The 26,279-nt window shown below is 38.4% G+C and carries 24 protein-coding genes; 21 read left to right on the forward strand and 3 right to left on the reverse strand.

Annotation, left to right across the window (positions count from 1 at the left end):
* Positions 1-364 precede the first annotated feature (364 nt).
* Positions 365-2,734, reverse strand: a complete 2,370-nt coding sequence (locus GQR55_RS11165; protein WP_166420648.1) for an EAL domain-containing protein — start codon at positions 2,732-2,734, stop codon at positions 365-367.
* A 293-nt stretch (positions 2,735-3,027) separates the two neighbouring features.
* Here GQR55_RS11165 and pyrC point away from each other — a divergent pair, with 293 nt between their 5' ends.
* The 9 genes from pyrC (at position 3,028) to GQR55_RS11210 (ending at position 12,238) form a co-directional block, all read left to right on the forward strand.
* Positions 3,028-4,080 carry a dihydroorotase gene (pyrC, locus tag GQR55_RS11170; protein WP_166420649.1) on the forward strand — a complete coding sequence of 351 codons (1,053 nt, stop codon included), beginning with the start codon at positions 3,028-3,030 and terminating at the stop codon, positions 4,078-4,080.
* Between the two features lie 440 nt (positions 4,081-4,520).
* Complete coding sequence (locus tag GQR55_RS11175; protein WP_002961702.1) at positions 4,521-4,724, forward strand: cold-shock protein; 204 nt, start codon at positions 4,521-4,523, stop codon at positions 4,722-4,724.
* Positions 4,725-6,160: 1,436 nt separating this feature from the next.
* The gene (locus GQR55_RS11180) at positions 6,161-6,931 is read left to right on the forward strand and encodes a DUF3450 domain-containing protein (RefSeq protein WP_010553386.1); all 771 of its coding nucleotides are present in this window, start codon (positions 6,161-6,163) and stop codon (positions 6,929-6,931) included.
* Positions 6,932-6,937: 6 nt separating this feature from the next.
* A complete protein-coding gene (locus GQR55_RS11185) occupies positions 6,938-8,302 on the forward strand; it encodes a MotA/TolQ/ExbB proton channel family protein (RefSeq protein ID WP_166420650.1) in 1,365 nt (454 codons plus the stop codon).
* Positions 8,302-8,826 carry a MotA/TolQ/ExbB proton channel family protein gene (locus GQR55_RS11190; RefSeq protein ID WP_002961709.1) on the forward strand — a complete coding sequence of 175 codons (525 nt, stop codon included), beginning with the start codon at positions 8,302-8,304 and terminating at the stop codon, positions 8,824-8,826. Before GQR55_RS11185 ends, GQR55_RS11190 begins: the two co-directional genes overlap by 1 nt.
* A 14-nt stretch (positions 8,827-8,840) precedes the next feature.
* Positions 8,841-9,245: a biopolymer transporter ExbD gene (locus GQR55_RS11195; RefSeq protein WP_007583867.1), complete on the forward strand. Its 405-nt coding sequence runs from the start codon at positions 8,841-8,843 to the stop codon at positions 9,243-9,245.
* Positions 9,245-9,862: an energy transducer TonB gene (locus GQR55_RS11200; protein ID WP_007583869.1), complete on the forward strand. Its 618-nt coding sequence runs from the start codon at positions 9,245-9,247 to the stop codon at positions 9,860-9,862. The genes GQR55_RS11195 and GQR55_RS11200 overlap by 1 nt, the downstream gene beginning before the upstream one ends.
* Before the next feature lie 11 nt (positions 9,863-9,873).
* Positions 9,874-11,133, forward strand: coding sequence for a tetratricopeptide repeat protein (locus tag GQR55_RS11205; protein ID WP_166420651.1), 1,260 nt, complete (start codon positions 9,874-9,876; stop codon positions 11,131-11,133).
* Between the two features lie 61 nt (positions 11,134-11,194).
* Positions 11,195-12,238: a hypothetical protein gene (locus GQR55_RS11210; protein WP_166420652.1), complete on the forward strand. Its 1,044-nt coding sequence runs from the start codon at positions 11,195-11,197 to the stop codon at positions 12,236-12,238.
* Positions 12,239-12,254: 16 nt separating this feature from the next.
* On the opposite strand, the gene GQR55_RS11215 is transcribed toward GQR55_RS11210, so the two are convergent.
* The gene (locus GQR55_RS11215) at positions 12,255-12,581 is read right to left on the reverse strand and encodes a conjugal transfer protein TraR (protein ID WP_166420653.1); all 327 of its coding nucleotides are present in this window, start codon (positions 12,579-12,581) and stop codon (positions 12,255-12,257) included.
* 61 nt (positions 12,582-12,642) lie between these two features.
* Positions 12,643-13,623 (reverse strand): tRNA-dihydrouridine synthase, encoded by a 981-nt coding sequence (locus GQR55_RS11220; RefSeq protein WP_165728223.1) that lies wholly within the window; start codon positions 13,621-13,623, stop codon positions 12,643-12,645.
* A 226-nt stretch (positions 13,624-13,849) separates the two neighbouring features.
* On the opposite strand from GQR55_RS11220, the gene GQR55_RS11225 reads away from it, so the two are divergent.
* From GQR55_RS11225 to adk, 12 genes are all read left to right on the forward strand, one after another.
* The gene (locus GQR55_RS11225) at positions 13,850-14,374 is read left to right on the forward strand and encodes a hypothetical protein (RefSeq protein ID WP_166420654.1); all 525 of its coding nucleotides are present in this window, start codon (positions 13,850-13,852) and stop codon (positions 14,372-14,374) included.
* A 67-nt stretch (positions 14,375-14,441) separates the two neighbouring features.
* Positions 14,442-15,299, forward strand: coding sequence for a DUF692 domain-containing protein (locus GQR55_RS11230; RefSeq protein WP_166420655.1), 858 nt, complete (start codon positions 14,442-14,444; stop codon positions 15,297-15,299).
* 36 nt (positions 15,300-15,335) lie between these two features.
* A complete protein-coding gene (locus tag GQR55_RS11235; protein ID WP_166420656.1) occupies positions 15,336-16,088 on the forward strand; it encodes a putative DNA-binding domain-containing protein in 753 nt (250 codons plus the stop codon).
* Positions 16,089-16,160: 72 nt separating this feature from the next.
* Positions 16,161-16,283 (forward strand): hypothetical protein, encoded by a 123-nt coding sequence (locus GQR55_RS20310; protein ID WP_002962301.1) that lies wholly within the window; start codon positions 16,161-16,163, stop codon positions 16,281-16,283.
* A gap of 172 nt (positions 16,284-16,455) precedes the next feature.
* Positions 16,456-17,001, forward strand: a complete 546-nt coding sequence (gene apt / locus GQR55_RS11240; protein ID WP_007375861.1) for an adenine phosphoribosyltransferase — start codon at positions 16,456-16,458, stop codon at positions 16,999-17,001.
* A gap of 3 nt (positions 17,002-17,004) precedes the next feature.
* Positions 17,005-19,524 carry a DNA polymerase III subunit gamma/tau gene (gene dnaX / locus GQR55_RS11245; protein WP_166420657.1) on the forward strand — a complete coding sequence of 840 codons (2,520 nt, stop codon included), beginning with the start codon at positions 17,005-17,007 and terminating at the stop codon, positions 19,522-19,524.
* Positions 19,525-19,584: 60 nt separating this feature from the next.
* Positions 19,585-19,911: a YbaB/EbfC family nucleoid-associated protein gene (locus tag GQR55_RS11250; RefSeq protein ID WP_002962306.1), complete on the forward strand. Its 327-nt coding sequence runs from the start codon at positions 19,585-19,587 to the stop codon at positions 19,909-19,911.
* A gap of 7 nt (positions 19,912-19,918) precedes the next feature.
* A complete protein-coding gene (gene recR, locus GQR55_RS11255; protein ID WP_007584090.1) occupies positions 19,919-20,527 on the forward strand; it encodes a recombination mediator RecR in 609 nt (202 codons plus the stop codon).
* A 140-nt stretch (positions 20,528-20,667) separates the two neighbouring features.
* Positions 20,668-22,569, forward strand: coding sequence for an MFS transporter (locus GQR55_RS11260; protein ID WP_166420658.1), 1,902 nt, complete (start codon positions 20,668-20,670; stop codon positions 22,567-22,569).
* 4 nt (positions 22,570-22,573) lie between these two features.
* Positions 22,574-23,299: an RluA family pseudouridine synthase gene (locus GQR55_RS11265; protein WP_166420659.1), complete on the forward strand. Its 726-nt coding sequence runs from the start codon at positions 22,574-22,576 to the stop codon at positions 23,297-23,299.
* 119 nt (positions 23,300-23,418) lie between these two features.
* The gene (gene htpG, locus GQR55_RS11270) at positions 23,419-25,332 is read left to right on the forward strand and encodes a molecular chaperone HtpG (protein ID WP_166420660.1); all 1,914 of its coding nucleotides are present in this window, start codon (positions 23,419-23,421) and stop codon (positions 25,330-25,332) included.
* 204 nt (positions 25,333-25,536) lie between these two features.
* Positions 25,537-26,181, forward strand: a complete 645-nt coding sequence (gene adk / locus GQR55_RS11275) for an adenylate kinase (RefSeq protein WP_076924125.1) — start codon at positions 25,537-25,539, stop codon at positions 26,179-26,181.
* The last annotated feature ends 98 nt before the right edge of the window (positions 26,182-26,279 follow it).

Below are 26,279 nucleotides of genomic sequence, written 5' to 3' on the forward strand. Positions count from 1 at the left end.
CGCGAAAATATTAGAGTTATTAATGATAGAAGTCATTTAAAAACTGGTTTGATGAGTTTTAGATGAGTTTGCTTCATGTTGTATTTTGAAATTTATTAATTGTGATATGTTTAATCTCGGCGTAAATGTCGACTGTATAGATAATTAAGAGGTGAGGGTATTATGGATAAATTACTTTAGATTGTGATTTTAAAGCTAGGTTTGAGAAATAGCAGGGTAAGTACTTAGTTATATGCTTAAGGTAGTAAAAATCACGTGGAAAACTAAAATAGCTTTTACATGATTTTAGTTTAGATCAATAAAAATTATATACGAAATACCTGAGCCAGCGACCTACTCGCTGGCTTTTATATAAGGGCTTTTTTTACAAGGGCTTATTAATAAGTAATATGGCTTCTTTGGCTGTAACCGGTTTTGACTTTAAAAAGCCTTGGCCGTAATCGCATGCGGTTGATTGTAAAATAGCTAATTGTTCAAGTGTTTCTATTCCCTCAGCAACCACTTCAAGCTTTAACGATTGGGCAAGTGATAAAATAGCTTCAACTAGAGGGTTCGTGGAGTCTTGTAGGTGATCAATAAAGCTTTTATCTATTTTTAAAATATGAATAGGCAATTGGTGTAAGTAGCCGAGTGCTGAGTAACCTGTTCCAAAATCGTCAAGGCATAACTTTACTTTTAGAGGTGATAGCCCCTCGATTATTTGGGTTGCGAGTTCTAGATTTTCTATTAAGCCTGACTCGGTTATTTCTAGGCATAAAGAACCTAGAGGTAATTGATACTTATTATAAATAGAGTGTATTTGGGCTACAAAATCGAGACTTGCAAAGTGCCGTGACGATACATTAACCGTTACTTTTAAAAAACGGTGCCCTTGTTTATGCCAATTTGAAATATGCTGGGCTGCTAAATCGAGTAAATGTAGGTCAAGATTTATAATTTGCCCTGTGGTTTCAGCTATTGGTATAAAGTCATTAGGTGGTACAAACCCTTTTGTAGGGTGATGCCAGCGCACAAGTGCTTCAAATCCGATAACTTCACTTGTGGTTATTGTAAAAATGGGTTGAAAATAGAGCTCAAACTCGTTGTGTTCAATACCGTGTTGTAGGTCGTTTTCAATATCGGCATGAGTTTTAAGTTTTTTACGCATCGCGTTGTTGAAAAACTTAACCTGACCACGTCCAGTCGATTTAGCTTCGTACATTGCTGCATCCGCTTGTTGCAGTAATATATAAGCTTTATCATTTATATCATCAGCATAGGCAATGCCGATACTCGTAGAGGCCTGGAGTAAGTGGCTATCTACATTAAGAGGTTTTGCTAATACGTCTTTGATTCTGTTTAAAGCTTCATTAACTTGGTTTTTATGCGTGATATTTTCCATAAAAATAGCAAATTCATCACCGCCTAAACGTGCAAATGTATCAGTGCTTCTTACTGTGCTTTTAATCAGGTCGCATATTTTTATAAGGAAATGATCGCCTACTTCATGCCCAAGCGAATCATTAATACTTTTAAAACGGTCAAAGTCTAGATACAACAATGCATGGCTAGTGCTTTTTTTTGCACGTGTTAAACACAAAATAGCATGTTTTATTCTCTCAATAAGCAATGAGCGATTAGCAAGGCCTGTAAGCTCATCATGTAATGCTTTATGCTCAAGCTCTTGTCGGGCTAACTGCCTATCTATAGCCATACTTATTTGGCGACTCACATAGGTGAGAAGGGTGCTATCGTGTTCGTTGTAGTGCTGCGTTTTATCATAGCTTTGTACGACAATAACACCACTAATACGATCACTTGTTTTAAATGGAACGCCTAACCAAGACTCAGACTGCCTACCCACCATTTTAAAATCACCGTTATTTATATGACTTTGAAACGCGTCTTTATCGAGTAATAAGGTTTGCTCTGTTTGCAGTAAATAATACGAGGCTGTGTCTTTTAGCTGTTCTTTAGATATTTTTTGATGAGTTTTGGAATTTATGCCTTCTTCGACTATATAAACGAGATCGAGTATATCTACTTTTTTGTCGTATAGAGCAATAAAAAAATTATCAGCGAGAAGTAAATTGTTGATAATTGAATGAAGGGCTTCAAAAAATGTATCTAAGTCGTTAGCTTTATAGGTTAGATTTGCTATTTGTAATAAGCTATTTTCTAATTTTTGTGCATTATTAAGTTGTTCAACTGTTTTTTGTAAGCTGTTTACCGTATTTACTTGGTTAATTTTAGCACTGAGTAAGTGAGCAACGGTTGTCAGTATTTCGAGGTGGGCATTAGTAAAGTAGCTCTTAATTGGATGTTCGCAATCAATAACACCCAAAACTTGTTCTTTATATATAAGAGGAACACATAGCTCTGATTGAGCTGGGCGTTCATCAGCAATGTAGCGACTATCTTTTGTTACATCATCGATAATGACCGCTTTTCCTGTCGTTGCAACAGCACCAGTAATACCTTCACTAAAGCGTATAACTTTACGCTCTGCTTGATATTTGTCGCGCGCATGAGCAATACCCATCGATGCAACTTGGTTTAATGTATTTGCTTTATTGTCAGCAAGATATATAACACAATCAACAAATCCTAAACGGTTTACAACATGCGTTGTAACATACTCAAATAACTCTTCTAGTGTATCGAGTTGTAATAAGCTAGACGAGAACTGATTTATAATACTCAGCTGATCAGTTTTTATTTCAAGTGCTCTAGTAGCATCAGTTTTGTAAGACATAGGCAATTTATATTATTCTTTTTATTTTTAAATACAGGGTTAAGTTAACCTAATCTCGTGTTTTTGTACAAAATAAAGCGATGAGTGGTTTTAATTTTTAGTTAAAAGTTATGATTAAGTAGCTTTAAGCGATTGTAAATTATTTCGATAAGGCAATACAGCTGAGTTAGCTCATTGCGCTTTAATTACACACCTCGGTAGTGTCATCAATATAAAATATTATTTTTAATAAAATCTTTACTCGAAAACATCATATGCCTATGATCGAATAAATTCAGCCGTGGAACAAAGTAATGACTAGTACAACTTCAAACTCAGCAACAACATTAACAATAACTCGCCCTGATGATTGGCACGTACATTTACGTGATGGCGATCAATTAAAAGATACTGTACGTGATATTAGTCGTTATATGGGTAGAGCAATAATTATGCCTAATTTAGTGCCGCCTGCAACTTGTACAGATACGGCATTAGCATACAGAGAAAGAATTATGGCTGCTAAACCACAAGGTAGTTTTGAGCCTTTAATGGTGCTATACCTTACAGAACAAACAACGGCGGACGAAATAAAAAAAGCAAAAGCAACGGGCAAAATAGTTGCAGCAAAACTATACCCTGCTGGCGCTACAACAAACTCCGATTCAGGTGTCACGTCAGTAAAAAATATTTACCCTGTTTTAAAAGCAATGCAAGAAGTTGGTATGTTGTTGCTAGTACATGGAGAAGTAACCGATTCATCTATTGATATTTTTGACCGCGAAAAAGTTTTTTTAGAGACTATTTTAGGGGATGTAGTAAATGATTTTCCTGAACTTAAAATTGTACTCGAACATATCACAACCAAAGATGCAGTAGAGTTTGTAGTTAATGCGCCAAGCAATGTAGCTGCAACAATTACAGCTCATCATTTACTTTATAATCGTAATCATATGCTAGCAGGTGGAATTCGCCCACATTATTATTGTTTGCCAATCCTCAAGCGTAATACTCATCAACAAGCGTTGATGGGCGCTGCAATTAGTGGTAATAAAAAGTTCTTTTTAGGAACTGATTCTGCACCACATTATAAAGACAAAAAAGAAGCTGCTTGCGGTTGTGCTGGCGCCTATACGGCTCATGCCGCTATTGAGTTATACGCTGAAGCATTTGAAGATGCGGGAGCTCTGGATATGCTTGAAGGGTTTGCAAGCCACTTTGGACCTGACTTTTATGAGCTGCCACGTAATACAGATACAGTTATATTAGAAAGGAAACAGTGGAAAGTACCAGCAAGCTATACTCTAGGCGACTCTGAGGTTGTGCCTATAAAAGCGGAAGATACTATTGATTGGTTTGTTAAATAGTTAATACTCTATATTCAAACCAAAAGCCGCTTAATTTTTAAAGCGGCTTTTTTGTTTGTATTTTTGATATTATTGAAGTGTTATTTGACAGTATTACTGTTGTAGAGGGCTTTTATACGCGTTTATAGCAATATATATTACAATAATACTTTATAGTTTTTGCTTGTAAATTAGTCAGTTAAAGACGATTTAAAACAAATTTATATTTTTAATAAATAATTTCCAATTAATAGAGCGAAAAAAAATATAATGTGTTAATCTTACCTTGCTTTGAGTTTTTATGTATTGAATTTACGGATATTGTGCTGCGTTTAAGGTTACCGGTTAGGTTATTACTTGTTCCTGTACTGTACCTCCATATTTTTGAGCATTGACTCAGGGAGGATATTGCCATAATAATATGGCTGAATTTTAATTATTGACTTACAGGAAAATTTAGTATGTCGGTTACTGGTAAAGTAAAGTTTTTCAACGAAGCTAAAGGCTTTGGTTTCATTGAACAAGAAAATGGTCCTGACGTGTTTGTACATTTCAGCGCAATCACTGGTTCTGGTTTTCGCACTCTTAGCGAAGGTCAAGCAGTGACATTCAGCATCAAACAAGGTCAAAAAGGCCCTGAAGCTGAGAACGTAGAAGCAGCATAATTTATTATGTGAACTCTAGTTCATCTTGGTGAAGCAGGTCTCTGTTTCACCATAATTCTTCTCTTTAAAAATATCCTTTCTTCATCACCCACAAATACCTTAATCTTAAATTCAAAACTATCTATCCATATCTACGTAAATTTCTTATTTTAATGTAAGCTTCCAAAGTATTTATTCCTTGAATAATTCAATAATTTCACCAGCCTCTAACGCTGTTAAATCATTTTCTATAGTTTATTAAACTAGTATCAAATTATACCAATCTGCTTATATCAGCTCGCTTAATTAAGTGATCTATTTTGAGGCAAGAAAACCGTGTCGATAATACCAATCTGCTTATATATGGGGTCTATTTAACGTTAAGAAAATTACGCTAGAACTAGGCAAAAATTTTTGTATCTAGTTGTTCTAAATAAAAAATTTTTAACGACGTTATAGTGAAATTTAATTCGTTAAATTGATCAAAGATTTATGCAGGTTGGTATAACAAGACAAAAATTTCGTTATTTGGTTGTTCTCGGCAATTGCTCCTGCATTGCTCTACCTCCTGAATCCATGCAGTTGTATATCAGGAGTTTTTAACGCAGTTAGCGTCAGATTTAATCTCTCAAATTGATTAAGTATTATTGCGGGTTGATATTATATATGAGATCTATCTAAGCAGATTGGTACAACTAGAAATGGGGGACTGCTTTTATAGGCCTCTACTGTGTTAGATAATTAGAACTAAGGCTCATTCTCGGTATATTTTTGTACAGTAGAGCGACTTTTTTGAATAGTCTAATTTAGATAAATTTAAGAGAGTTGAAAACTAATTTAAAGCACTAAATAAAGCTAGCCTCATTATCGAGAGTGATTGGCTGGTTTGGGCTTGCTTAAGTGAACTCATTATTAAGATTATTATTACTATTTATGGGGAATACATTTCAAAAAAATCTTTGTGAATGAACCTATAAAGTGGGTGTTTGCAGTATTTGAGGTAATCTAGTGTTGTTTTTTTGTGCGACAAACGGTTTGTTTTCTCAGATGAAGTGTTAGCGAAGAGATAAAATGTGTCGAAATCGTCTAAAAAATAACTTTTGTTATATCTATCTGTATTTTTTTTCGTTTTTTTTCAGTGCGAATTCAGGTTTAGCTAAATGTTGCAATAATGTTGTTTTATGTCAGTGCAATGCGAATAAATACACCCCTTAAAAGGCTTTAATAGAAATATTAAGAGAAAGCTTGGTTGCAATAATGTTAACGGTTGTGCGCTGGTACTTTTGTTTAAGCATCAACTTAGCTATTTATTTACTGCGATTAGTAAACATCAAGTTGACAGCGCTAATTGCATTTAGCATTATTGGAAGGTTGATATCTATTAAAAGATATCAGGGTTGTTCTCCTCGGAGGATAATTAAATTATAAAAGTAACATTACTTAATTGGTTGGGAACTATGTCTGTTAAAATCAGAAAGAGTCTTGTAGCAACTGCGTTGGTTGGCGCATTTGCATTTGCAAGCAGCAATGTGATTGCAGATCCTTTGAATGACGTGCAAAAAGCAGGTCAACAAATTCAAAAGGCTGCGGTTAAGTCTCAAACTAAAATTGACAATGTATATGGTCAAACTCAGGAGCTAATCGCTGAGTACCGTAGCGTTGTTGATGAGACTGAACTTATGAAAGTGTATAACGATCACGTGTCGCGCTTGGTTGATAGCCAAAACGCTTCTATCGAATCGTTTGATCGTCAAATCGCTACGATTGATAACACGAAACAAAACGTTGTGCCTTTGATGTATCGCATGATCGATACGCTTGAGCAATTCATCAAAGCGGACGTTCCATTTAATCTAGAAACGCGTTTAGGACGTGTTGAAAGACTACGTGAAATCATGGTTTCTGCGTCTGTAACGACGTCTGAAAAATTCCGTCAAGTACTTGAAGCTTACACTATTGAAACAGCATACAGCTCTCTTGTATCTGCTTCTCAAGGTACATTAGAAGTTGATGGCAAGAGCATTAACGTTGATATCGGTCAGTTAGGTCGTATCACTTACGTTGCTCAGTCTTTTGACTTGAAACATGCTTGGGTGTGGGATAACAACACTAAACAGTGGAAAAAATTAGGTGAAGAATACCTAAAACCTGTTAAAGAAGTTATTCGTATGGCGCGTAAGCAAGCGACATTAGAACTTGTTAAACTACCTATCTTTGGCGCGGAGTAATCAATAATGAAGAAACTATTTAAAGGTTTTGCTGTTGCCGCAGTACTAACTGTTTCTGCAGGTACCGCGTTAAATGCACATGCAAATACTGGAGCTCTAGATAAAATTCTTGAGCAAGTAAAGCAAGAGCGTATCTCTGAAGGTAAAATCGATAAGAAACGTGAACAAGAGTTCTTATCAGATCGTGCTGACAAGCAATCTTTACTTAATAAAGCTAAAAGCCAACTTGCTTCTGAGAAGTCTCGTGGTGAACGCTTAACTAAGCAATATGCACAAAATGAAAATACGTTAGCAGAAAAAGAAGCTGCTCTTCAAAGTGCCCAAGGTACTTTAGGTGAGATGTTTGGTGTTGTACGTCGTGCAGCTCAAGACGCTATCGGTTCTATCGAAGCATCACTAGTTAGTGCTGAGAAACCAGGCCGTGCTGAAATCTTACGTTCATTAGCTGCTGCTAAAGAACTTCCAACTGTTCGTGAACTTGAAGAACTTTGGATTTCACTTCAAACAGAAATGACTGAATCAGCTAAAGTTTCAACTTTTGAAACTGAAGTTGCTGGTCTTGACGGTAACCCGTCAATGAAAAAAGTAACGCGTATCGGTAACTTTAACTTAGTTACAGACGATGGTTACTTAATTTATTCACCAGAAACTAAGTCTATTCAGCCTCTAGGTAAACAGCCTGATAGCTATATTTTAGACGGTATCACTGATCTTGAAAATACATCACCAGATAACTACGCTGGTGTTTATATCGATCCGACTCGTGGTGCTATCTTACGTATCAACACTCAAAAAGCGACACTTATGGAATACTTCCATCAAGGTGGCGTAGTTGGTTATATCATTACAGCTTTACTAGCTTTAGGTATGCTAATTACTCTAATTCGTTTTGTTGACCTTACACTTACTACTAGTAAGATTAAGAGCCAGCTTAAAAATGTTGCTACACCGAATACAAATAACCCACTGGGTCGTATTCTTAAAGTGTACCATGACAACAAGAACCAAGATGTTGAAAACCTTGAGCTTAAACTTGATGAAGCGATTCTACGTGAAACGCCACGCATCGAAGCTGGTATCAATATAATTAAGATTCTTGCTGCAATCGCACCATTACTAGGCCTACTAGGTACAGTAATCGGTATGATCTTAACGTTCCAAACAATCACATTGTTCGGTACGGGTGATCCGAAGATCATGGCAGGTAACATCTCTCTAGCACTTGTAACTACAGCGCTAGGTCTAATTGCTGCATTACCACTAATTCTACTTCATGCTCTAGTAGCTGGTCGTAGTAAGTCGGTATTACACATCCTTGATGAGCAAAGCGCGGGTATCGTTGCTACTCACGCGGAGAAGGAGAAAGCCTAATGCTAGTCCTGATGGAGATATGGGAATCTATCAGGGATTTTGTTGGCACAGGCGGCCAGGTTTTATACGTGGTCGCGATAGCACTCTTTCTGATGTGGGTTTTAATGATTGAGCGCTATTGGTTTCTACTTGCAGAGTTTCCTCGCACAGCGAAAGAAATTGTAGCAAAGTGGGATGCCCGCCAAGACACTACGTCTTGGTACGCACACAGAATCCGTGAAGCATGGATTTCTGAAGCGTCTGAAAAATTAGATCAGCGTATGTTGTTGATTAAGACATTAGTAGCTGTTTGTCCTTTGATAGGCTTACTTGGTACTGTTACTGGTATGATCTCGGTTTTTGAAACCATGGCCAACCAGGGTACGGGTAACGCACGTTTAATGGCATCAGGTATTTCAATGGCAACAATCCCAACAATGGCTGGAATGGTTGCGGCACTATCTGGAGTATTTTTTAGCTCACGTCTTGAGACAAAAGCTAAAATGGTGAAAGCCAAACTTATTGATAGTATGCCTCATCACTAGAGAGAGAATTAAATATGGCACGTAAACAACGTTTTCGTGAAGAAGAAGAAGCAGCGGTTGATATGACGCCAATGCTTGACATCGTATTTATCATGCTTATTTTCTTTATCGTAACTACATCGTTCGTTAAAGAGGCTGGTATCGAGGTCAATAAACCAAAAGCTGCCCAAGCTACTAAGCAAAAAAATGCTAACATTTTTATTGCTATTCGTAGTAACGGCGAAATCTGGGTTGATAAACAACAAATTGATGTTGAACGTATTTCAGCAAAAATCGAAAGTTTATTAGCAGAACAACCTACTGAAGTTGTGATTATACAAGCTGATAAAGAAGCTAAACACGGCACAGTGGTTAAAGTTATGGACCAGATTAAAGCGACGGGTGACAACCTTAGAATTTCAATAGCTGGAGATCAGTAATGATTCGTTTTCTGTTTTCACTGATTGCAGGTGGGGCAGTTACTTTCGGCTTGTTCTACTTCATGGCCTTCCTCATCTCTGGTGGGGCTGACCGTAATACGGAACAAAAAGAGCAGATCATAGTCGAAATAATGACGAATCCGCCTGAATCTAAGGTGCAGGAGAGGAAGCGTGTACCGCCTCCTCCTCCGCCACCGCCAAAGCAGCCGCCTAAACCGCAGCCGCCACAGCCGGAAAATAATAATCCAAACCCTGGTGCTATGTCATTTAACATGGGTAGCATTGATGTTGGTAGTTCAGCTGGTGGACTAAGTGGTCCTGGTGCATTTGGACGAGATGGTGATGCGACACCTATCGTTCGTATAGAACCAAAATATCCAACGCAAGCAGCACGTGATGGCAAAGAAGGTTGGGTACAACTTTCATTCACAATTGATGAGTTAGGTGGAGTAACTGACGTTGAAGTAATTGACGCAGATCCGAAGCGTATCTTTGACCGTGAAGCTAAACGTGCACTGCGTAAGTGGAAGTACCGTCCTAAGATCATTGACGGAAAACCACAGAAACAACCAGGTTTACAAGTTCAATTAGACTTTAAACTTAACCAAGGCAACTAAGGAGGCGAGTAATGAGAAATTTTTCTAAAGTAACTGCTCTTGCGATTCTTATGTCTGTGACTGGTGCTACTTTAAGTGCATCTGTTTTAGCGGCGCCAGATTACGCAAAGATTGAAGAGCGTAAAAAAGCAAAAACTAAAATCATGGGCGAGCGTACTGGTAAAAAAGTAATTAAAGCATTTGATTTGTACAACGAAGAAAAAGTTGATGAAGCAATTGTTTTGCTTAGAGAGATTGATGCTTCGAATGACTTTGATAAAGCGACCGTTAACCGTTACTTAGGTAGCATGTACGCTCAAAAAGAAAAGTATGATGAAGCGATTAAATATTCTAAACAAGCAGTTGCCCCTGATGTTTTAAACTTTGCTGACCAAGAACAAACACTAAAACTGTTAGGCGACTTATACGCCGGTACTGAAAAGTATCAAGAGGCCAAAAAAGCTTATGTAGCTTGGATGGACTTTACCGGTCAAGAAGATCCTACGGTTTATACACGGATTGCTCAAGCTAACTATCAGTTAGAGCAATTTCGTGATGTTTTTGAACCAGCAGATAAGGCAATTAAACTTCAAAAAGAACCTAATAAAGGTCCTTACCAATTAAAACTGGGTGCATACTTTGAACTTAAAGATTATGCAAACATGGTTAAGATTGGCGAAGAAATTGTTCGTGTATGGCCTGATGATAAAAAAGCTTGGGTTAGCTTAGGTAAATATTACCTACAAACCGAAGACTATCAAAAAGGTTTAGCAACGATGGAAGTTGCTTACAAGAACGGTTACTTTGAAAATGAAGTTGAGTATAAAGTCTTATCTAACTTTTACTCTTTAAACGAGATCCCTTTTAGAGCAGCTGTAACGCTAGAAAAGGCCGTTAAGAGTGAAAAAGTAAAACGTACAAAGCAGAATGTTAGCGCGATTGCTAGTAACTATCACCGCTCTAAAGATTTAGAAAAAGCTGCTAAGTACTACGAAGAAGCTGCTAAATTTGATGACGACGCTGAACTTTACCGTAAAGCTGGTTCGTTACTTTTACAATCTGAGAAATTCAGTGCTGCTGTTGTTCGTTTGAACAAAGCATTAGAGCTTGGCTCTGATAAAAAGGGTACTATTTATTCAGATTTAGCTGAAGCGTATTACTATCAAGGTAAGTATAAGCAAGCATATGCTGCAATTACTAAAGCTATGGATGACCCTCGCACACGTAAGTTTGCAAAAGGTTGGTCTACATATATTAAAGATAAAGCCGCTCGCAACGGTGTTAAAATTTAATTTTAATTAGCTAAAGCAACTTATAAAAAGCCCCTCTGGGGCTTTTTTTATTGGAACTACTATGTATAAAAAGCTCTCTTTCTCATTATTACTATGCCTTTTTTTAGGGGCATGCTCAAAGCAGCCTCAACCTTATGAGTCATTTGAAGACGCACAAGTTGCTTTAAAAACTTTAAACATGGCACTTGTACAACCGGACACTAAAAAAGCCGGTAAAATTACTAAAGAACAATTGGTTTTCTCAAATGCATATTTGGCAGAGCGTCATACTATTTATCAGAACTTAATGGATATTGAGCTTAATCTTAATCAAATTGCGCAAGTAAACTATTTGGTTATTGCGGAGCGTTTTCCTGGGCGCTATTTTAATTGGCCAGCTCAAGTAGATGTATTGAAAAACATGCTTGCTTTTGAAGACTCAAAAAACTCACCAGATAGTATTATTACGTGGCTTAAATCAACCCAAGACACGTTAGACAGTGCTAAACAAAGCAATTTAAAGCTAAATAAGATTGAGCTTACATTATTACAAAGCTATGTATCGAGTGCGATAGACAATAATGATGTTCAGCCAGCGCTTAAAAGTCATATAAGGGCTTTTAACGATTATTTGGCCAGTTATAAGCCCAGAGGTAGCATTGGTTTAAGGGGCCTGCCAAATGGCACTGAGTGGTATCAGAGCAAACTTAATTACTTTAGTGGCGAAGTACATTCTCCGTTGGAATGGGTTACTCTTTTAAATGAAAAAATAAAAGTATTAGATCGAATTACATTCGATAGTAAAATGTCTACTTCTCATCAAAAATCGTTTTTAGCGCAATATTTATCGGGTGAAAAGCTAATTGAAGGGCTTGATTGGCAGACTGATTATCAAGACTTACCTGCAATGGCGAGTAATATGAATATGTCTGATAAAGGTAAAACATTGATGCTTGCAATGATGGAATCGGATATAGGCATTCATTATCATGCCTGGACTTTACCACAAGCAAAAGTAAATCTTATAAAACGGCTAGAAATGAGTCAAGAAGAGGCTCAGTATTTAGTGGAAGATATAATACTCTACCCAGGGCAATCATTTAGCTTTATACAACAAATTATATAATGATTTTAAAGTGCGCTTATGATGCGCACTTCGTACACCGTTGAGTTGCGGGGTCTAGTTCAAGTGATTTGGCCGATATTTTTTCTTCACAGTCACAGCAGTAACCATATTGGCCAATTTCTATTTGGCTTAGTGCAGCTTCTAGTTCAGTCATGCGGCTAATTAAAAGTGCATATTCAGGCCCAAGCTTCTCGGCGGCACAGTCTAACCATTCATTATTTGCTGTATTATCTAAAATTTGTATTAAATGCTGATGTGCAGGATAGGCTGATTTAGAAAGCATAGTTAATATATTTAATTTAACTTGTGCTATTTCATCGCTTAGTCTTTTTTGATGATGCATTATCAGTACAACCTTATTAAATTGGCTTTACGTTATACTGATATTATCAAGGGGCTTTAAGTTAGCTGTTATGATTTGAATCAAGTTGCGGTGCTTTGGCGTATTTATTTAATACACTGGCCACGTCTTCTTTACTTTTTAAACGCCTAATTTCATCAAATAAATCGATAGCTTGCGGATACTGACGCTTTAGATAGCCAAGCCATTGCTTGGTACGAGAAGCAAAGTACTTTTCATCTTTTGCAGGGTCTTGATGGATCGCAGAGTGAATTAAATGATAAATAATATGCTCCCATTGTAGGCCATCATAGTGTTCGTTATTTACATGAGCTTTAATTTTTTTTGCTAGATCAGGATGTGAAAGGGCGCCGCGACCAAGCATTAAATCAGTGCATCCACTTCGTTTTTGACAAAGCATTGCGTCTTCAACTTGCCAAATTTCACCATTGGCAACAACAGCAATATTTTTGTCTTTTATTATTGGTGGAATTTTTTCCCAATAAGCTGGCGGGTTGTAACCATCACGTTTGGTTCTGGCGTGTATTGCCACACTATTTGCGCCTGCGCTTACGACAGCATCTACAATTTCTTGGCTGTTACTGTCATCATCAAAGCCTAAGCGAATTTTTGCACTTACTTCATGTTCATCATCTACGGCGTCTCGGACTGCTTTAATAATCGTATACATGTGGTCAGGATCTTTAAGCAGTACAGCACCCCCTCGACTACGATTAACGGTTTTTGCTGGGCAACCAAAGTTAAGATCGACCCCATGAGATCCTAAGGCAATTGCTCTTATTGCATTTTCGGCTAACGGATTTGCTTCTTGGCCGAGCAATTGAACACGTACTGGAGTGCCTGCTCGCGTAAAACCATTATTATGTAGCTCAGGACAAAATCGATGAAAAACCTTGTCAGGTAAGCATGTCTCAACCACTCTTACAAATTCGGTAACGCACAAATCGAACCCACCAATATCTGTGAGTAATTGGCGCATTTTAAAATCAACGACACCTTCCATAGGCGCTAAAACAAGTTTCATAAGGTGATTAATTCTGATAAAAAACTGGACGCATAGTTTACCTGCAAATCACACATTGATAAATCTGTAATTACCAACCATATTTAATGTAGAAATTGCAAAAGTAAATAATATGAAAATAAATGAAAGTTTTTATTCTTGTACGGGTCTACTTAAGCATACAAGCAATTTAAAAATACATTTTTATTGCTGAGATTTATAATCCTTGATTAAAGAGAGTCATAAAATGAATACAATTAAAAAAAATACAATCGCGTTAACTTTAGGTGCAGTAGTTGTTGGCTCTGCAAGTTTTGTATCTGCTGACGTACAAGCGAACCCATTTGAGTTCCAACAATTAGTAACAGGTTACCAATTAGACGCAACTGAAGGTAAATGCGGCGAAGGTAAGTGTGGCGGCGACGCAAAAGATACTAAAGACATGAAAACCAAAGCTGAAGGTAAATGCGGCGAAGGTAAGTGTGGCGGCGACGCAAAAGATGCTAAAGGCATGAAAACTAAAGCTGAAGGCAAATGCGGCGAAGGTAAATGTGGCGGCGACGCAAAAGATGCTAAAGGCATGAAAACTAAAGCTGAAGGTAAATGCGGCGAAGGTAAATGTGGCGGCGACGCAAAAGATGCTAAAGGCATGAAAACTAAAGCTGAAGGTAAATGCGGTGAAGGTAAATGTGGCGGCGACGCAAAAGATGCTAAAGGCGCTAAAGCAAAAGCTGAAGGCAAGTGCGGCGAAGGTAAATGTGGTGGTCGTTAATTTCTTATTCTAAATAAGTTATGCTAAAAGGGCCTTAAGGCCCTTTTTTGTTAAGTTAGAGGTAGTTATGACACAAACTCAAAATACAGATTTCGGGATGGTGGGACTTGGCCTACGACGAGAAATGCTTGATGAACTACTTGAGCATGTACCTAATCAAGTAGATTTTTTAGAAGTTGCGCCAGAGAACTGGTTAAAGCTAGGGGGTCGTTTTAAAAAACAATTTAAAACATTAACAGATGCAAATAACTTTGTGTGCCATGGTTTGTCATTGTCTATTGGCTCACCCGAACCGCTGGATGTTGAATTTGTTAAGTCTTTAAAAGGTTTTTTTGAAGAGCACAATATAAAAATTTTTAGTGAGCACTTAAGTTACTGCTCTGGCACAGGGCATATGTATGACTTAATGCCAATACCATTCACGCAAGATGCTATTGCGCACGTTGTTTCTCGTATTAAGCAAGTACAGGACATACTAGAACAGCAAATTGCGATAGAAAATGTTTCTTATTATGGCGCTCCTGGGCAGCAATTATCAGAACTAGAATTTACAAATACTATTTTAGAACAAGCCGACTGCAAGCTTTTACTTGATGTGAATAATATTTATGTTAATTCGATTAATCATGGCTATAACGCACAAGCATTTTTAACTGGATTGCCTTCTAACCGTATTGCCTATGGACACGTCGCTGGGCATTACAATGAGGCTGATGACTTAATAGTGGATACACATGGCGCTGATGTAATCAGTCCTGTGTGGGAGTTACTTGATAAGGCATATGAAGTACATGGAGTATTTCCGACTCTGCTTGAGCGTGATTTTAATATTCCCACTATGGATGTGTTAACCAAAGAGTTAGACATAATTCATGAGCTACAAGCTAAATACCTTAATTCGACTATTTCAAAACAACGAGCTTAATATAAGCCTTTATAAATATTAAAAGAGTGCCTAGTTATGAGCTTTATTGAAATACAAAACGAATTTATGGCGCATATTCGAGAGCCTAAAAAAAATAAAAAGCCCAGCGGGATTGAAGATAGACGAATGGCTATTTATCGCGACCTATTTTTTAATAATATTGAAGGCTTTGTGTCATCTGGTTTTCCAGTGTTAAAAACACTATATACCGATAAACAATGGCAGGTACTTGTACGCCAGTTTTTTAGCGAATATGATTGCCATTCGCCGTACTTTTTAGATATAGCAGGGGAGTTTATTAATTACTTATCAAGTGATTATAAAATGAAAAAATACGATCCTGTGTTTATGCTAGAACTTGCGCATTATGAATGGATAGAACTTGATGTATCGATTGCACACGAAGATGAGCAAGAACAAAAATTACTAACAACAGCGCTTACTTGTTCTGCTTTGTATTTATCCAAAGCAGCTAGAAATTTAAGTTATCAATTTCCAGTTCAAAATATTAGCAATCACTTTATGCCTAAAGAGCCATCACCACAGCCTAATTGTTTTGTTGTATATAGAGATGAAGATGATGACGTTCAATTTTTGGCTACAAATGTGATGACTGCTTTACTATTGTCAATTATAGAGGCAAGTGATGGAGCGACATTTGACGACGTTTGCCTACAGGTATTAACTCACGCGCCGCAATTTAATGCAGAGCAAATTGCTCAAGGTGCATTGGTTACCCTTAATGCAATGGTTGAACGCGGTATCATTGTGACAAAAAATCAAGATTAAGGTCTTTATTGATGATTTTACATCGTCTATTATGGCATCCTTATTTGCCGTGCTTAATAAAAGGTTGTACCAATGTCAGATGATAAAGACTTTAAAGATCCGTTCAACGCTACTTACTTTCTTGCTTTCTTAGCTGTATTTGCAGGAATTGGGTGTTTAAATGCAATATTAGGCTGGATCACTAGCTTAACTTAAAATGCATAGCGTTTATTGAGGCTGTTGCTTACTTCAGCCTTGAGTCTCTTTATTTTTAATTACACTCCCTTCATTTAATACTTCTTTTATAATAACGTCAAACTCGCAATTAAAGGTTAGTTAAGGTTATAATCACCTGCTTTGTAATATAAACAATTGAGCAGTTAAAATTATGACTCAAGTAACACCAGCAATTATCAAAAACAGCATAACTACAATTGCTGATTATCCAAAAGCGGGCATCATGTTTCGCGATGTAACCACTTTAATGGCAAATCCAGAAGCCTTTAAAGCAACGATTGACGCTTTTATCGCTGAATATAAAGATCAGGGTTTTACTAAAATAATTGGCACAGAATCACGTGGCTTTATTTTTGGAGCGCCATTGTCTTACGCGTTAGGCATTCCGTTTATTCCAGTACGTAAACCAGGTAAGTTACCACGCGAAGTTATTCGTCAAGACTACTTACTTGAGTACGGTGAAGACACGCTAGAACTGCATGTTGATGCAATTGTACCTGGCGATAAAGTACTATTAGTTGATGACTTATTAGCAACTGGCGGCACAATTGAAGCCACTGCTAAATTAGTTCATAAACTAGGTGGCGAAGCCACAGATGCTGCATTTGTTGTATCACTACCAGAACTTGGTGGCGAGCAGCGCATCAAAAAAATGGGTATTAAAATCCTAAAATTGGTTGAATTCGAAGGCGAGTAATCGATGAGTTATCAGGTTCTAGCGAGAAAATGGCGTCCTCAAACCTTTCATGAATTGGTTGGGCAGTCTCATGTTAAGCAAGCGCTTGTAAATGCGCTTACACAAAATAGACTGCATCACGCTTATTTATTCACTGGAACCCGCGGTGTAGGTAAAACCACCATTGCACGTATTTTTGCTAAAAGCTTAAATTGCGACGAAGGTATATCTGCAAATCCGTGTGGTCAATGTAGCAGCTGTTTAGATATAGAAGCAGGGCGCTACATTGATTTACTCGAAATAGATGCGGCTTCTCGTACCAAAGTAGAAGACACTCGCGAAATACTCGACAACGTTCAATATGCACCAACACGTGGACGTTATAAAGTATATCTAATCGATGAAGTTCACATGCTTTCTAAGCACAGCTTTAATGCGCTTTTAAAAACGCTTGAAGAGCCACCAGAGCATGTGAAATTTTTATTAGCGACCACCGATCCTCAAAAATTACCTGTTACTATTTTATCTCGCTGTTTGCAATTTAACTTAAATGCCTTGTCGCAAAGTGAAATTAAAACACAGCTTGAACACGTACTGACCCAAGAGCAGCTTAGCTTTGATACCGATGCGCTTAGTATTATTTCAAAAGCAGCTGATGGCAGTATGCGTGATGCACTTAGCTTAACCGACCAAGCTATTGCGCAAACAAATGGTGATATTAATAATCAAGCAGTTCAAACTATGCTTGGTTTAATGGATACTCATTACAGCCAAAGCTTGCTTGCAGCATTACTTGCCCAAGATGGCGCTGCGCTAATGGATGAAATTGCTCAAGTGGCAAGCCGTAACCCTAATTATGTAGCGTTACTTGATGACTTAATTGCACTTACGCATTTGACTCAACTAACCCAGTTAGTGCCTGAGGCGGCGGGGCTTGATGAAAAAAATGTAGATTATATTGCTCATGTTGCACAGCATACGAGCCCACAGCAAATTCAAGTTTATTATCAGTTGCTGTTAAATGGTAAAAAAGATTTACAATGGGCACCAGAGCCTCGTTTAGGCTTTGAAATGATCATGCTAAGACTATTAGCATTTAAGCCTACAGACGCTCAACAAGCTGTACCTATAGTTAACGAAGAGCCGGCTCAAAATAAGCAAGGCCGAGCAAGTGCACTGCGAGATATACTAAATAAAAATAAAACATCGCAAAATAGCTTATCAAGTGCTAGCCGTGAGCAGGTAACTAATGCCTTGCCGGTTAATAATACCGAGCAAACAAAACCAGTTGAATCAGCGCCAACGATTGCGACTGACATATCTAATGACGAAGTCGCACAAAGTAAAAATGAACCAGCGAATGATGCAGTAGAGCAACCGGTTCAACAAACAGAAAACATTCCTGAACAACAGGCTTCAGCTAATGAGCAACCACTAGCTAATGTTGTTTCGGATGAGCAAGCCCAGCGTCAAAGTGAAGATGAAGCTTATATGCAACACAGCGATGCGGAACAAACGTTAGCCTCGCAGTTTGACGATATAATGAGCAACGCTGTAGATCAGGGCTTTAACCCTGCAACTAATACAAATTCAGAGCCTTCACCAGAGCTTGCAGCTAATAAAAATGTAAGTACACCAATTGCCGAGCAAGAAGCGCAAGCTCAATCAGCCATAGCTCGTATTTTACGTGACAGAAACATATCGGGTGCGGGTAGGTTATCAAGTAAGAATACAAATACATCTGCAAGTAATGTTGCAGCACAGCCAAGCCAAGCGCCTGCTAAAAAGCCAGAACAGCATCCAAGAATGCCTAAAGCTGAAATTGTTGATCAGAGCAATAGTGCTGCAAACACAAGCGAGCCTAGTAGTACGTCAAGCACTGCATTTAGCGATGCCCCACCTTGGGCTACTGGTAGTGCAGGTGAGAGTGAAAAAAAGCATGAGCTCCCAGTAACAGGGAGCCAAAATCAGGCAAATAGTCACGCTAATACAAAACCAGCTCGTAAGATTGATTTTAAAGAAAAGCACCAAACAATTACCGAAAATTTAGCGCCAGAATTACTTGAGCAAATTAATCCTCAAAAAGCGCCTGAAGTTGTGCCAGAGGAAGTAAGTATTCCTGCACCTGATGATTTTCAAAGTCCAATTAGTGAAATTAGATTTGCGCATCAACAAGATGAATGGGCATATTTAATTAAACGTATGGGATTAGGCGGTCGCATGCGCCAATTTGCATTGCATTCAATATTTACCAAGCAAGGCAATAGTTTACATATAGACGTTGATGAATCACAAAAGCATTTAGATACCCCTATGCTTCGTCAAAGATTAGATGCCGCATTGTCGAGTATTTATGAGCATAACGTGTCATTAAGCATTAATTTTGCAAAAGGAGTCATTGACTCTCCATATCTTATTCAGCAAAAAATTGATGCAGGTCGTCACCAGCAAGCAATCGATGTGATCACATCTGATGAAAACATAGTACAATTTCAGCAAGTATTTAGCGCCGAAATTGACGAAAACAGTATTCAGGCATTGTAATTACTTACAATCGCCCTTATGTTCATGTTAATTAATGTATTAAAAGAAAGAGAGAAAGTTATGTTTAAAGGTGGAATGGGCAACATGATGAAGCAAGCGCAGCAAATGCAAGATCGCATGCAAAAAGCCCAAGACGAAATCGCAACTTTAGAAGTTGTTGGCGAAGCCGGTGCTGGTTTAGTTAAAGTAACTATGCTTGGTAACCACAACGTACGTCGTGTTCAGCTTGATGAGAGCTTAATGGAAGACGACAAAGACATGATTGAAGATTTACTTGCAGCAGCATGTAACGATGCTGTACGCCGTGTTGCAGAAGAAACACAAGAGCGTATGGGTAAAGTAACTGGCGGTATGCAATTACCACCAGGTATGAAAATGCCGTTTTAAGTAAATAATGCAACTTTCAGATAGTTTAAATCAGCTTATAGAAGCACTGCGCTGCCAACCGGGCATTGGTCCAAAGTCAGCGCAACGTATTGCTTTTCACTTGCTAGAGCGCGACCGTAAAGGGGGCACTCAGCTTGGCAATGCATTGACTAAAGCAATGACAGCAATAGGGCATTGTCAGTCTTGTCGTACTTTTTGCGAACAAGCTCAGTGCGACATTTGTTTAAGTACAAAACGCCAAGACAGCGGCATATTATGTGTTGTTGAATCGCCTACTGATGTGCTTGCCATTGAGCAAACAGGTCAGTACTTAGGGCTATACTTTGTTTTAATGGGTCATTTATCGCCAATTGACGGTATTGGCCCTAAAGAAATTGGCTTAGACGTTTTAGAGCAAAAACTTGCTCAAGGCGGTATTAATGAGGTTATTTTAGCGACTAACCCTACCGTGGAAGGCGATACTACTGCTCATTATATTGCTCAGCTTTGTCATAAATATAAAGTAGGTGCTTCGCGTATTGCTCATGGTATTCCTGTGGGAGGCGAGCTTGATTTAGTGGATGGTAGAACGCTTATGCATGCTTTTAGCGGCAGGCGTTTAGTTATACAAGACTAACTCTAAGTCACTATTTGAAAACAAACTGTAAAAGCCTACATGATTAAATTATGTAGGCTTTTTTGTTTTTAAGGTAAGCTTAGAGGTGGCCTATTATGTTTTACTCTTGTAGGCTATCTATCTAATTAGTAAGGAACACAATGAAAGATAATCAATCCTATCAAGGTGCATTACTGGCCAGTAAGCGTTTTTTACCGCTGTTTATTACGCAGTTTTTCTCAGCAATAAACGATAACGTGTATAAGCAATCAGTGCTTATTTTATTGATATTTCAGGCCGCGACGCTTGCCGATGGTGCGCTTTATTCAAACATAGCTGCTGGGTTATTTATTCTACCTTTCTTTTTATTTTCAGGGATGGCGGGACAGCTCGCAGAAAAAACAGAAAAATCCAAACTCATTCGAATCGTAAAACTATGTGAAATCCCTATTATGGTTGTAGGGGCAGTCTCGATTTTAACGCAGTACGTTTGGCTGATGTTAGCCACCGTATTTTTAATGGGGGTACAAAGTACGTTTTTTGGTCCATTAAAATACTCTATTTTACCGCAGCACGTAGCGCCTAACGAATTAACAAAAGCGAACGGCTTGGTTGAATCAGGCACGTTTGTAGCAATTCTAATGGGTACAATCTTTGGTACTTACTATATTACTCAATCAGTTGGTCCTACAGTTATAAGTATCGCGGTATTAGTACTGGCCGTTATGGGCTATGTGAGTAGTCGCTTTATACCGATTAGTGAGGCAAACGAGCCTAATTTAAAATTTACTTATAATATATTTTCATCCACAAAAAACGTATTTTCAGCACTCAACTCACAAACAGAGTCGGTTGGTAAATCAGTACTTGGGATCAGTTGGTTTTGGTTAATTGGTGCAATCGTTTTAACGTCATTACCAAATTATGTAAAACACACAATGGGGGGCGATGAGCTTGTAGTAACGAGTGTGCTAGTTGTGTTTTCACTGAGCATTGCCATTGGATCGTTATTGTGTGAAAAGCTTTCCCGCTCTCGAATAGAATTAGGAATTGTACCCTTTGGCGCTATTTTAATTACCTTATTTTTATACTTACTGAGCCAAGAGAGCGCTATTAGCGCGTATATGCCTCAAAATACTCAATCATTAACACTTGAGCAGGTATTAAAAACAGGCGACATGTTGTGGCATTTTGTATGGATGGCAGGCATTGGTATTGGCGCTGGTTTTTACACTGTACCGCTTTATGCGCTTATTCAACAGCGTACTGAAGAGTCGAGTCGATCACGAGTTATAGCGGCTAACAATGTATTAAATGCACTGTTTATGGTGGGCAGTGCTATTTTGAGCATTGTAACACTGTCTGTTTTTCAGTGGAGTATTTCAGAGCTGCTACTGTTACTTGCTGGGCTAAACCTGCTTATTTCTGTTTATATTTATACCAAGGTGCCTGAGTTCTTTTTACGGTTTGTTATTTATATTTTGGCTATTTGTATGTACCGTGTGCGCACAAAAGGTGAAAGTAATATTCCCAGCGAAGGCGCTGCGGTTGTAGTGTGTAATCACGTAAGTTTTGTTGATTGGATGTTTATTTTAGCGGCGTCCCCAAGGCCTATCCGATTTATGGTATTTGCCCCTATTTATTATTCGCCAGCCCTACATTGGTTATTTAAAATGGCTAAAGCGATTCCAATTGATAGTGAAAAAACCAACCCAGAGGCATTTAAAAAAGCCTTTGACGATGTTGCAGCTGCGCTTGATAAAGGCGAGCTTGTTGGTATTTTCCCAGAAGGAAAACTAACGAGTGATGGAACCGTGGATATTTTTCGCCGTGGAATAGAGCGTATTATTGAGCGATCACCCGTGCCGGTTATACCTGTGCATTTAGGAGGGTTGTGGGGAAGTATGTTTAGCCATAAAGCTAAGTGGCAATTGCCGAGATTAAAATGGTCTTTAGTGTCGGTTACCGTCGGTGAAGCTATTGCCGCTGATAGAGTGGCTGCTGATGACTTACGCGAACAGGTTTTAGCTTTAAAAGCGCTTCATTCTAAAGGTATTGATTAACTTAATGACACACTCAACACCTGAGTCTAACTTAATAGACCATATTGTTATTGATGACTTTGTAGCGCCTAAATGCGCTGGGTTTATTGAAATATTATATCAAGATGATGATATTTTATTGATTAATAAGCCCAGTGGATTATTGAGTTTGTCGGGTAAAAACCCACTTAATTGGGACTCAGTACATTACCGTTTAGTACATGGTCAAAAAGGGTTAACAGCCGCATTTGCAGAGGCTAAGTTACCGCATCGGTTAGATTTAGGCACATCGGGCATTATGATTGTTGGACTAAACGCCAAAGCGTCAAAGCATCTTAATAAACAGTTTCAGGCACGTACTATTCAAAAGCGTTATGTAGCAATGCTAGAAGGGAGCTTGGCTAGTAATGAAGGGAAAATTACTGCACCAATAGCGAAAGACAAACTGCTTTTTCCGCGTGTTAAAATTTGCCAAACTACTGGCAAAGCTGCAGTGACTGAATACAAAGTGCTTGAAAGACTACACAGCCCAAATAAAACCTTAGTGCAGTTTACTCCCGTTACTGGGCGAACTCATCAATTAAGAATACACAACCAGTTTATAGGTCATCCTATTTTAGGTTGTGATTTATATAAAAGTGCGCAAAGTGAACACATGGCAGGGCGCTTACAATTGCATGCCAGTGATTTATATTTTGAGCACCCAGCAACGGGTGCTCAAATACATATTAATTGCCCACATCCATTTTAGATAAACGAGATATTCTATTTTTTCGTTTCACCTTTTTTTTGATTTTTCCCTTGAAGTTCTAACACCTCACCCCATATTAAGTGCATAACGCAGACACCTTGCAAATTGGAGATATATAAATGACTGCAGCAAAAAAAGAAACATTAGGCTTTCAAACAGAAGTAAAACAATTATTAAACTTAATGATTCATTCTCTTTATTCTAATAAAGAAATATTTTTACGCGAACTTGTATCAAATGCATCAGATGCGGCAGACAAGTTACGCTTTTTAGCGCTATCTCAAGGTGACCTTTACCAAGGTGATGCCGATTTACGTGTTCGTATTAGCGCAGATAAAGAAGCTAACACCATTACTATTTCTGATAATGGTATTGGTATGACTCGCGATGAAGTAATAAGCTCATTGGGTACTATTGCTAAATCAGGTACTGCTGAGTTTTTCAAAAACTTAACGGGTGATCAAAGTAAAGATTCACAGCTAATTGGCCAATTTGGTGTTGGTTTTTACTCAGCCTTTATTGTTGCCGATTTAGTGACTGTTCGTACACGTAAAGCGGGTGAAACAACAGCTTACGAGTGGGAATCTCAAGGTGAAGGCGAATACACACTTCAAGAAATTGAAAAAGAAGGCCGTGGTACCGACATTATTCTACATCTTCGTGATGAAGAAAAAGAATTTGCTGACGATTACCGCCTGCGTGGCATTGTTACTAAATACTCAGACCATATTTCTACACCAGTACAAATGTTTAAAGCAGAAGTTCCAGAGTCTGAAGGCGAAGACGGCGAAAAAATCCCAGCAGTACCAGGTGAGTGGGAAAGCATTAACCGTGCAACTGCACTGTGGACGCGTGATAAGTCAGAGCTTTCTGATGAAGAATACAAAGAGTTTTACAAGCACGTAAGCCACGACTGGGAAGATCCACTTAGCTGGGCGCATAATAAGGTAGAAGGTAAAACTGAATACACCAGCCTTTTATACATCCCCAAAAAAGCACCTTTCGATTTATGGAACCGCGACCGTCAAAGTGGTTTAAAACTTTACGTACAACGTGTATTTGTAATGGATGATGCTGAGCAGTTTATGCCAAGCTACCTTCGCTTTGTAAAAGGATTACTAGATTCAAACGATTTACCACTGAACGTATCTCGTGAAATCTTACAAGATAACAAAGTAACGCAAGCCATTCGTAAAGGGTGTACATCGCGCATTATTAAAATGCTTGAGCGTATGGCTAAAAACAAAGCTGACGATTACCAAGTATTTTGGAACGAGTTTGGCCAAGTAATGAAAGAAGGCCCAGCTGAAGATGCAGCAAATAAAGAAGCTGTGTGTAAGCTATTACGTTTTTCTTCTACTCATACTGATTCAGAAACGCAAGATGTGTCGCTTGAGCAATATGTTGAGCGCATGAACGAAGGTCAAGATAAAATATACTATGTAGTAGCTGATACCTTTACTTCTGCGAAAAATTCTCCGCATTTAGAGATTTTCCGCAAAAAAGGAATTGAAGTACTGCTACTAAGTGACCGTGTTGATGAGTGGATGATGAGCCACTTAACTGAGTTTGCTGATAAGCAACTACAGTCAATCACGCGTGGTGATTTAGATTTAGGCAAGCTTGACGACGAAGAAACTAAAAAAGCACAAGAAGAGTCTGAAAAAGAAATGGCTGGCCTTGTTGAGCGTATTAAAACAGCACTAGGTGAAGACGTTAAAGAAGTACGCTTTACGCACCGATTAACAGACTCTCCAGCATGTGTTGTAAGCGACGACAACGACATGAGCTCACAAATGCAAAAGCTAATGGAATCTGTTGGTCAAGCAGCGCCAGAAGCTAAACCTGTGTTTGAGCTAAACCCAGAGCATCAACTTGTTAAGCATTTGAATGACGAACAAGATGAAGATAAGTTTTCACAGTGGTCACATGTTTTACTAGACCAAGCATTACTTGCAGAGCGCGGTACACTTAAAGATCCAACAGGATTTGTTACCCGCTTAAACAAGCTTATGCTTGAACTAAGCAAATAGTCAGTTAGCTACTTAACTTAGTCCTGAATTTGGACAAGAAAGTATAAATTATATACTTTAAATAAAAGGGAACGTGCGTTCCCTTTTTTAATGCGCTGTAAATACACCTGCGACTCATCAATTAGTATAAGTTGCTTGAGTATCGGCGGCGCTTGTGGAAGAATTCAGGCTTTAAAATAATTATCCATACTAGGGGACAATAATATGCGCATTATTCTTTTGGGCGCGCCGGGTGCAGGTAAAGGTACTCAAGCTCAGTTTTTAATGGACAAATACGGTATTCCACAAATTTCTACTGGCGATATGTTACGTGCAGCAATTAAAGAAGGCACACCACTAGGCCTGGAAGCAAAAAAAGTAATGGATGCTGGTCAACTAATTTCTGATGATATTATTATTGGTTTAGTAAAAGAGCGTATTACTAAAGCGGATTGTGAAAAAGGCTTTTTACTTGATGGCTTCCCACGCACAATTCCTCAAGCTGATGCAATGAAAGAAAATGGCGTAGTGGTTGATCACGTAATTGAATTTGATGTTGCTGACGAAGTGATTGTTGAGCGCATGGGCGGACGTCGTGTTCATCCTGGCTCTGGTCGTGTTTACCACGTTGTTTATAATCCACCAAAAGTGGAAGGTAAAGATAACGAAACTGGCGAGGACTTAATTGTTCGCGCAGATGACACCGAAGAAACAGTACGTAAACGCTTAGGTATTTACCACGAGCAAACTATGCCATTAGTTGATTACTACCAAGCAGAAGCTGCTGCTGGTAATACTCAATACCACAAACTAGATGGTACGCAAGCTGTTGAAGCTGTTAGTTCACAACTTGGTGAGCTTTTAGGTTAATTATAAAAGCACACTAAAAAACCGCCAATTGGCTAACACCGATCAGTTAAGGTATTTTTGATCGGTTGACCGATCTTTTGGTTGCTTCACAATACCCT

It is taken from the genome of Pseudoalteromonas sp. Z1A8, assembly GCF_011378855.1.
GTDB lineage: Bacteria > Pseudomonadota > Gammaproteobacteria > Enterobacterales > Alteromonadaceae > Pseudoalteromonas.

Coding starts and splice junctions, on each gene's coding strand:
- GQR55_RS11180 (WP_010553386.1), top strand. CDS start 6,161: ATGTCTGTTAAAATCAGAAAGAGTCTTGTAGCAACTGCGTTGGTTGGC.
- GQR55_RS11195 (WP_007583867.1), top strand. CDS start 8,841: ATGGCACGTAAACAACGTTTTCGTGAAGAAGAAGAAGCAGCGGTTGAT.
- GQR55_RS20310 (WP_002962301.1), top strand. CDS start 16,161: ATGTCAGATGATAAAGACTTTAAAGATCCGTTCAACGCTACTTACTTT.
- GQR55_RS11225 (WP_166420654.1), top strand. CDS start 13,850: ATGAATACAATTAAAAAAAATACAATCGCGTTAACTTTAGGTGCAGTA.
- GQR55_RS11265 (WP_166420659.1), top strand. CDS start 22,574: ATGACACACTCAACACCTGAGTCTAACTTAATAGACCATATTGTTATT.
- GQR55_RS11230 (WP_166420655.1), top strand. CDS start 14,442: ATGACACAAACTCAAAATACAGATTTCGGGATGGTGGGACTTGGCCTA.
- GQR55_RS11165 (WP_166420648.1), bottom strand. CDS start 2,734: ATGTCTTACAAAACTGATGCTACTAGAGCACTTGAAATAAAAACTGAT.
- pyrC (WP_166420649.1), top strand. CDS start 3,028: ATGACTAGTACAACTTCAAACTCAGCAACAACATTAACAATAACTCGC.
- GQR55_RS11175 (WP_002961702.1), top strand. CDS start 4,521: ATGTCGGTTACTGGTAAAGTAAAGTTTTTCAACGAAGCTAAAGGCTTT.
- GQR55_RS11235 (WP_166420656.1), top strand. CDS start 15,336: ATGAGCTTTATTGAAATACAAAACGAATTTATGGCGCATATTCGAGAG.
- GQR55_RS11190 (WP_002961709.1), top strand. CDS start 8,302: ATGCTAGTCCTGATGGAGATATGGGAATCTATCAGGGATTTTGTTGGC.
- recR (WP_007584090.1), top strand. CDS start 19,919: ATGCAACTTTCAGATAGTTTAAATCAGCTTATAGAAGCACTGCGCTGC.
- GQR55_RS11250 (WP_002962306.1), top strand. CDS start 19,585: ATGTTTAAAGGTGGAATGGGCAACATGATGAAGCAAGCGCAGCAAATG.
- GQR55_RS11205 (WP_166420651.1), top strand. CDS start 9,874: ATGAGAAATTTTTCTAAAGTAACTGCTCTTGCGATTCTTATGTCTGTG.
- htpG (WP_166420660.1), top strand. CDS start 23,419: ATGACTGCAGCAAAAAAAGAAACATTAGGCTTTCAAACAGAAGTAAAA.
- GQR55_RS11260 (WP_166420658.1), top strand. CDS start 20,668: ATGAAAGATAATCAATCCTATCAAGGTGCATTACTGGCCAGTAAGCGT.
- GQR55_RS11215 (WP_166420653.1), bottom strand. CDS start 12,581: ATGCATCATCAAAAAAGACTAAGCGATGAAATAGCACAAGTTAAATTA.
- GQR55_RS11200 (WP_007583869.1), top strand. CDS start 9,245: ATGATTCGTTTTCTGTTTTCACTGATTGCAGGTGGGGCAGTTACTTTC.
- GQR55_RS11210 (WP_166420652.1), top strand. CDS start 11,195: ATGTATAAAAAGCTCTCTTTCTCATTATTACTATGCCTTTTTTTAGGG.
- GQR55_RS11185 (WP_166420650.1), top strand. CDS start 6,938: ATGAAGAAACTATTTAAAGGTTTTGCTGTTGCCGCAGTACTAACTGTT.
- apt (WP_007375861.1), top strand. CDS start 16,456: ATGACTCAAGTAACACCAGCAATTATCAAAAACAGCATAACTACAATT.
- adk (WP_076924125.1), top strand. CDS start 25,537: ATGCGCATTATTCTTTTGGGCGCGCCGGGTGCAGGTAAAGGTACTCAA.
- GQR55_RS11220 (WP_165728223.1), bottom strand. CDS start 13,623: ATGAAACTTGTTTTAGCGCCTATGGAAGGTGTCGTTGATTTTAAAATG.
- dnaX (WP_166420657.1), top strand. CDS start 17,005: ATGAGTTATCAGGTTCTAGCGAGAAAATGGCGTCCTCAAACCTTTCAT.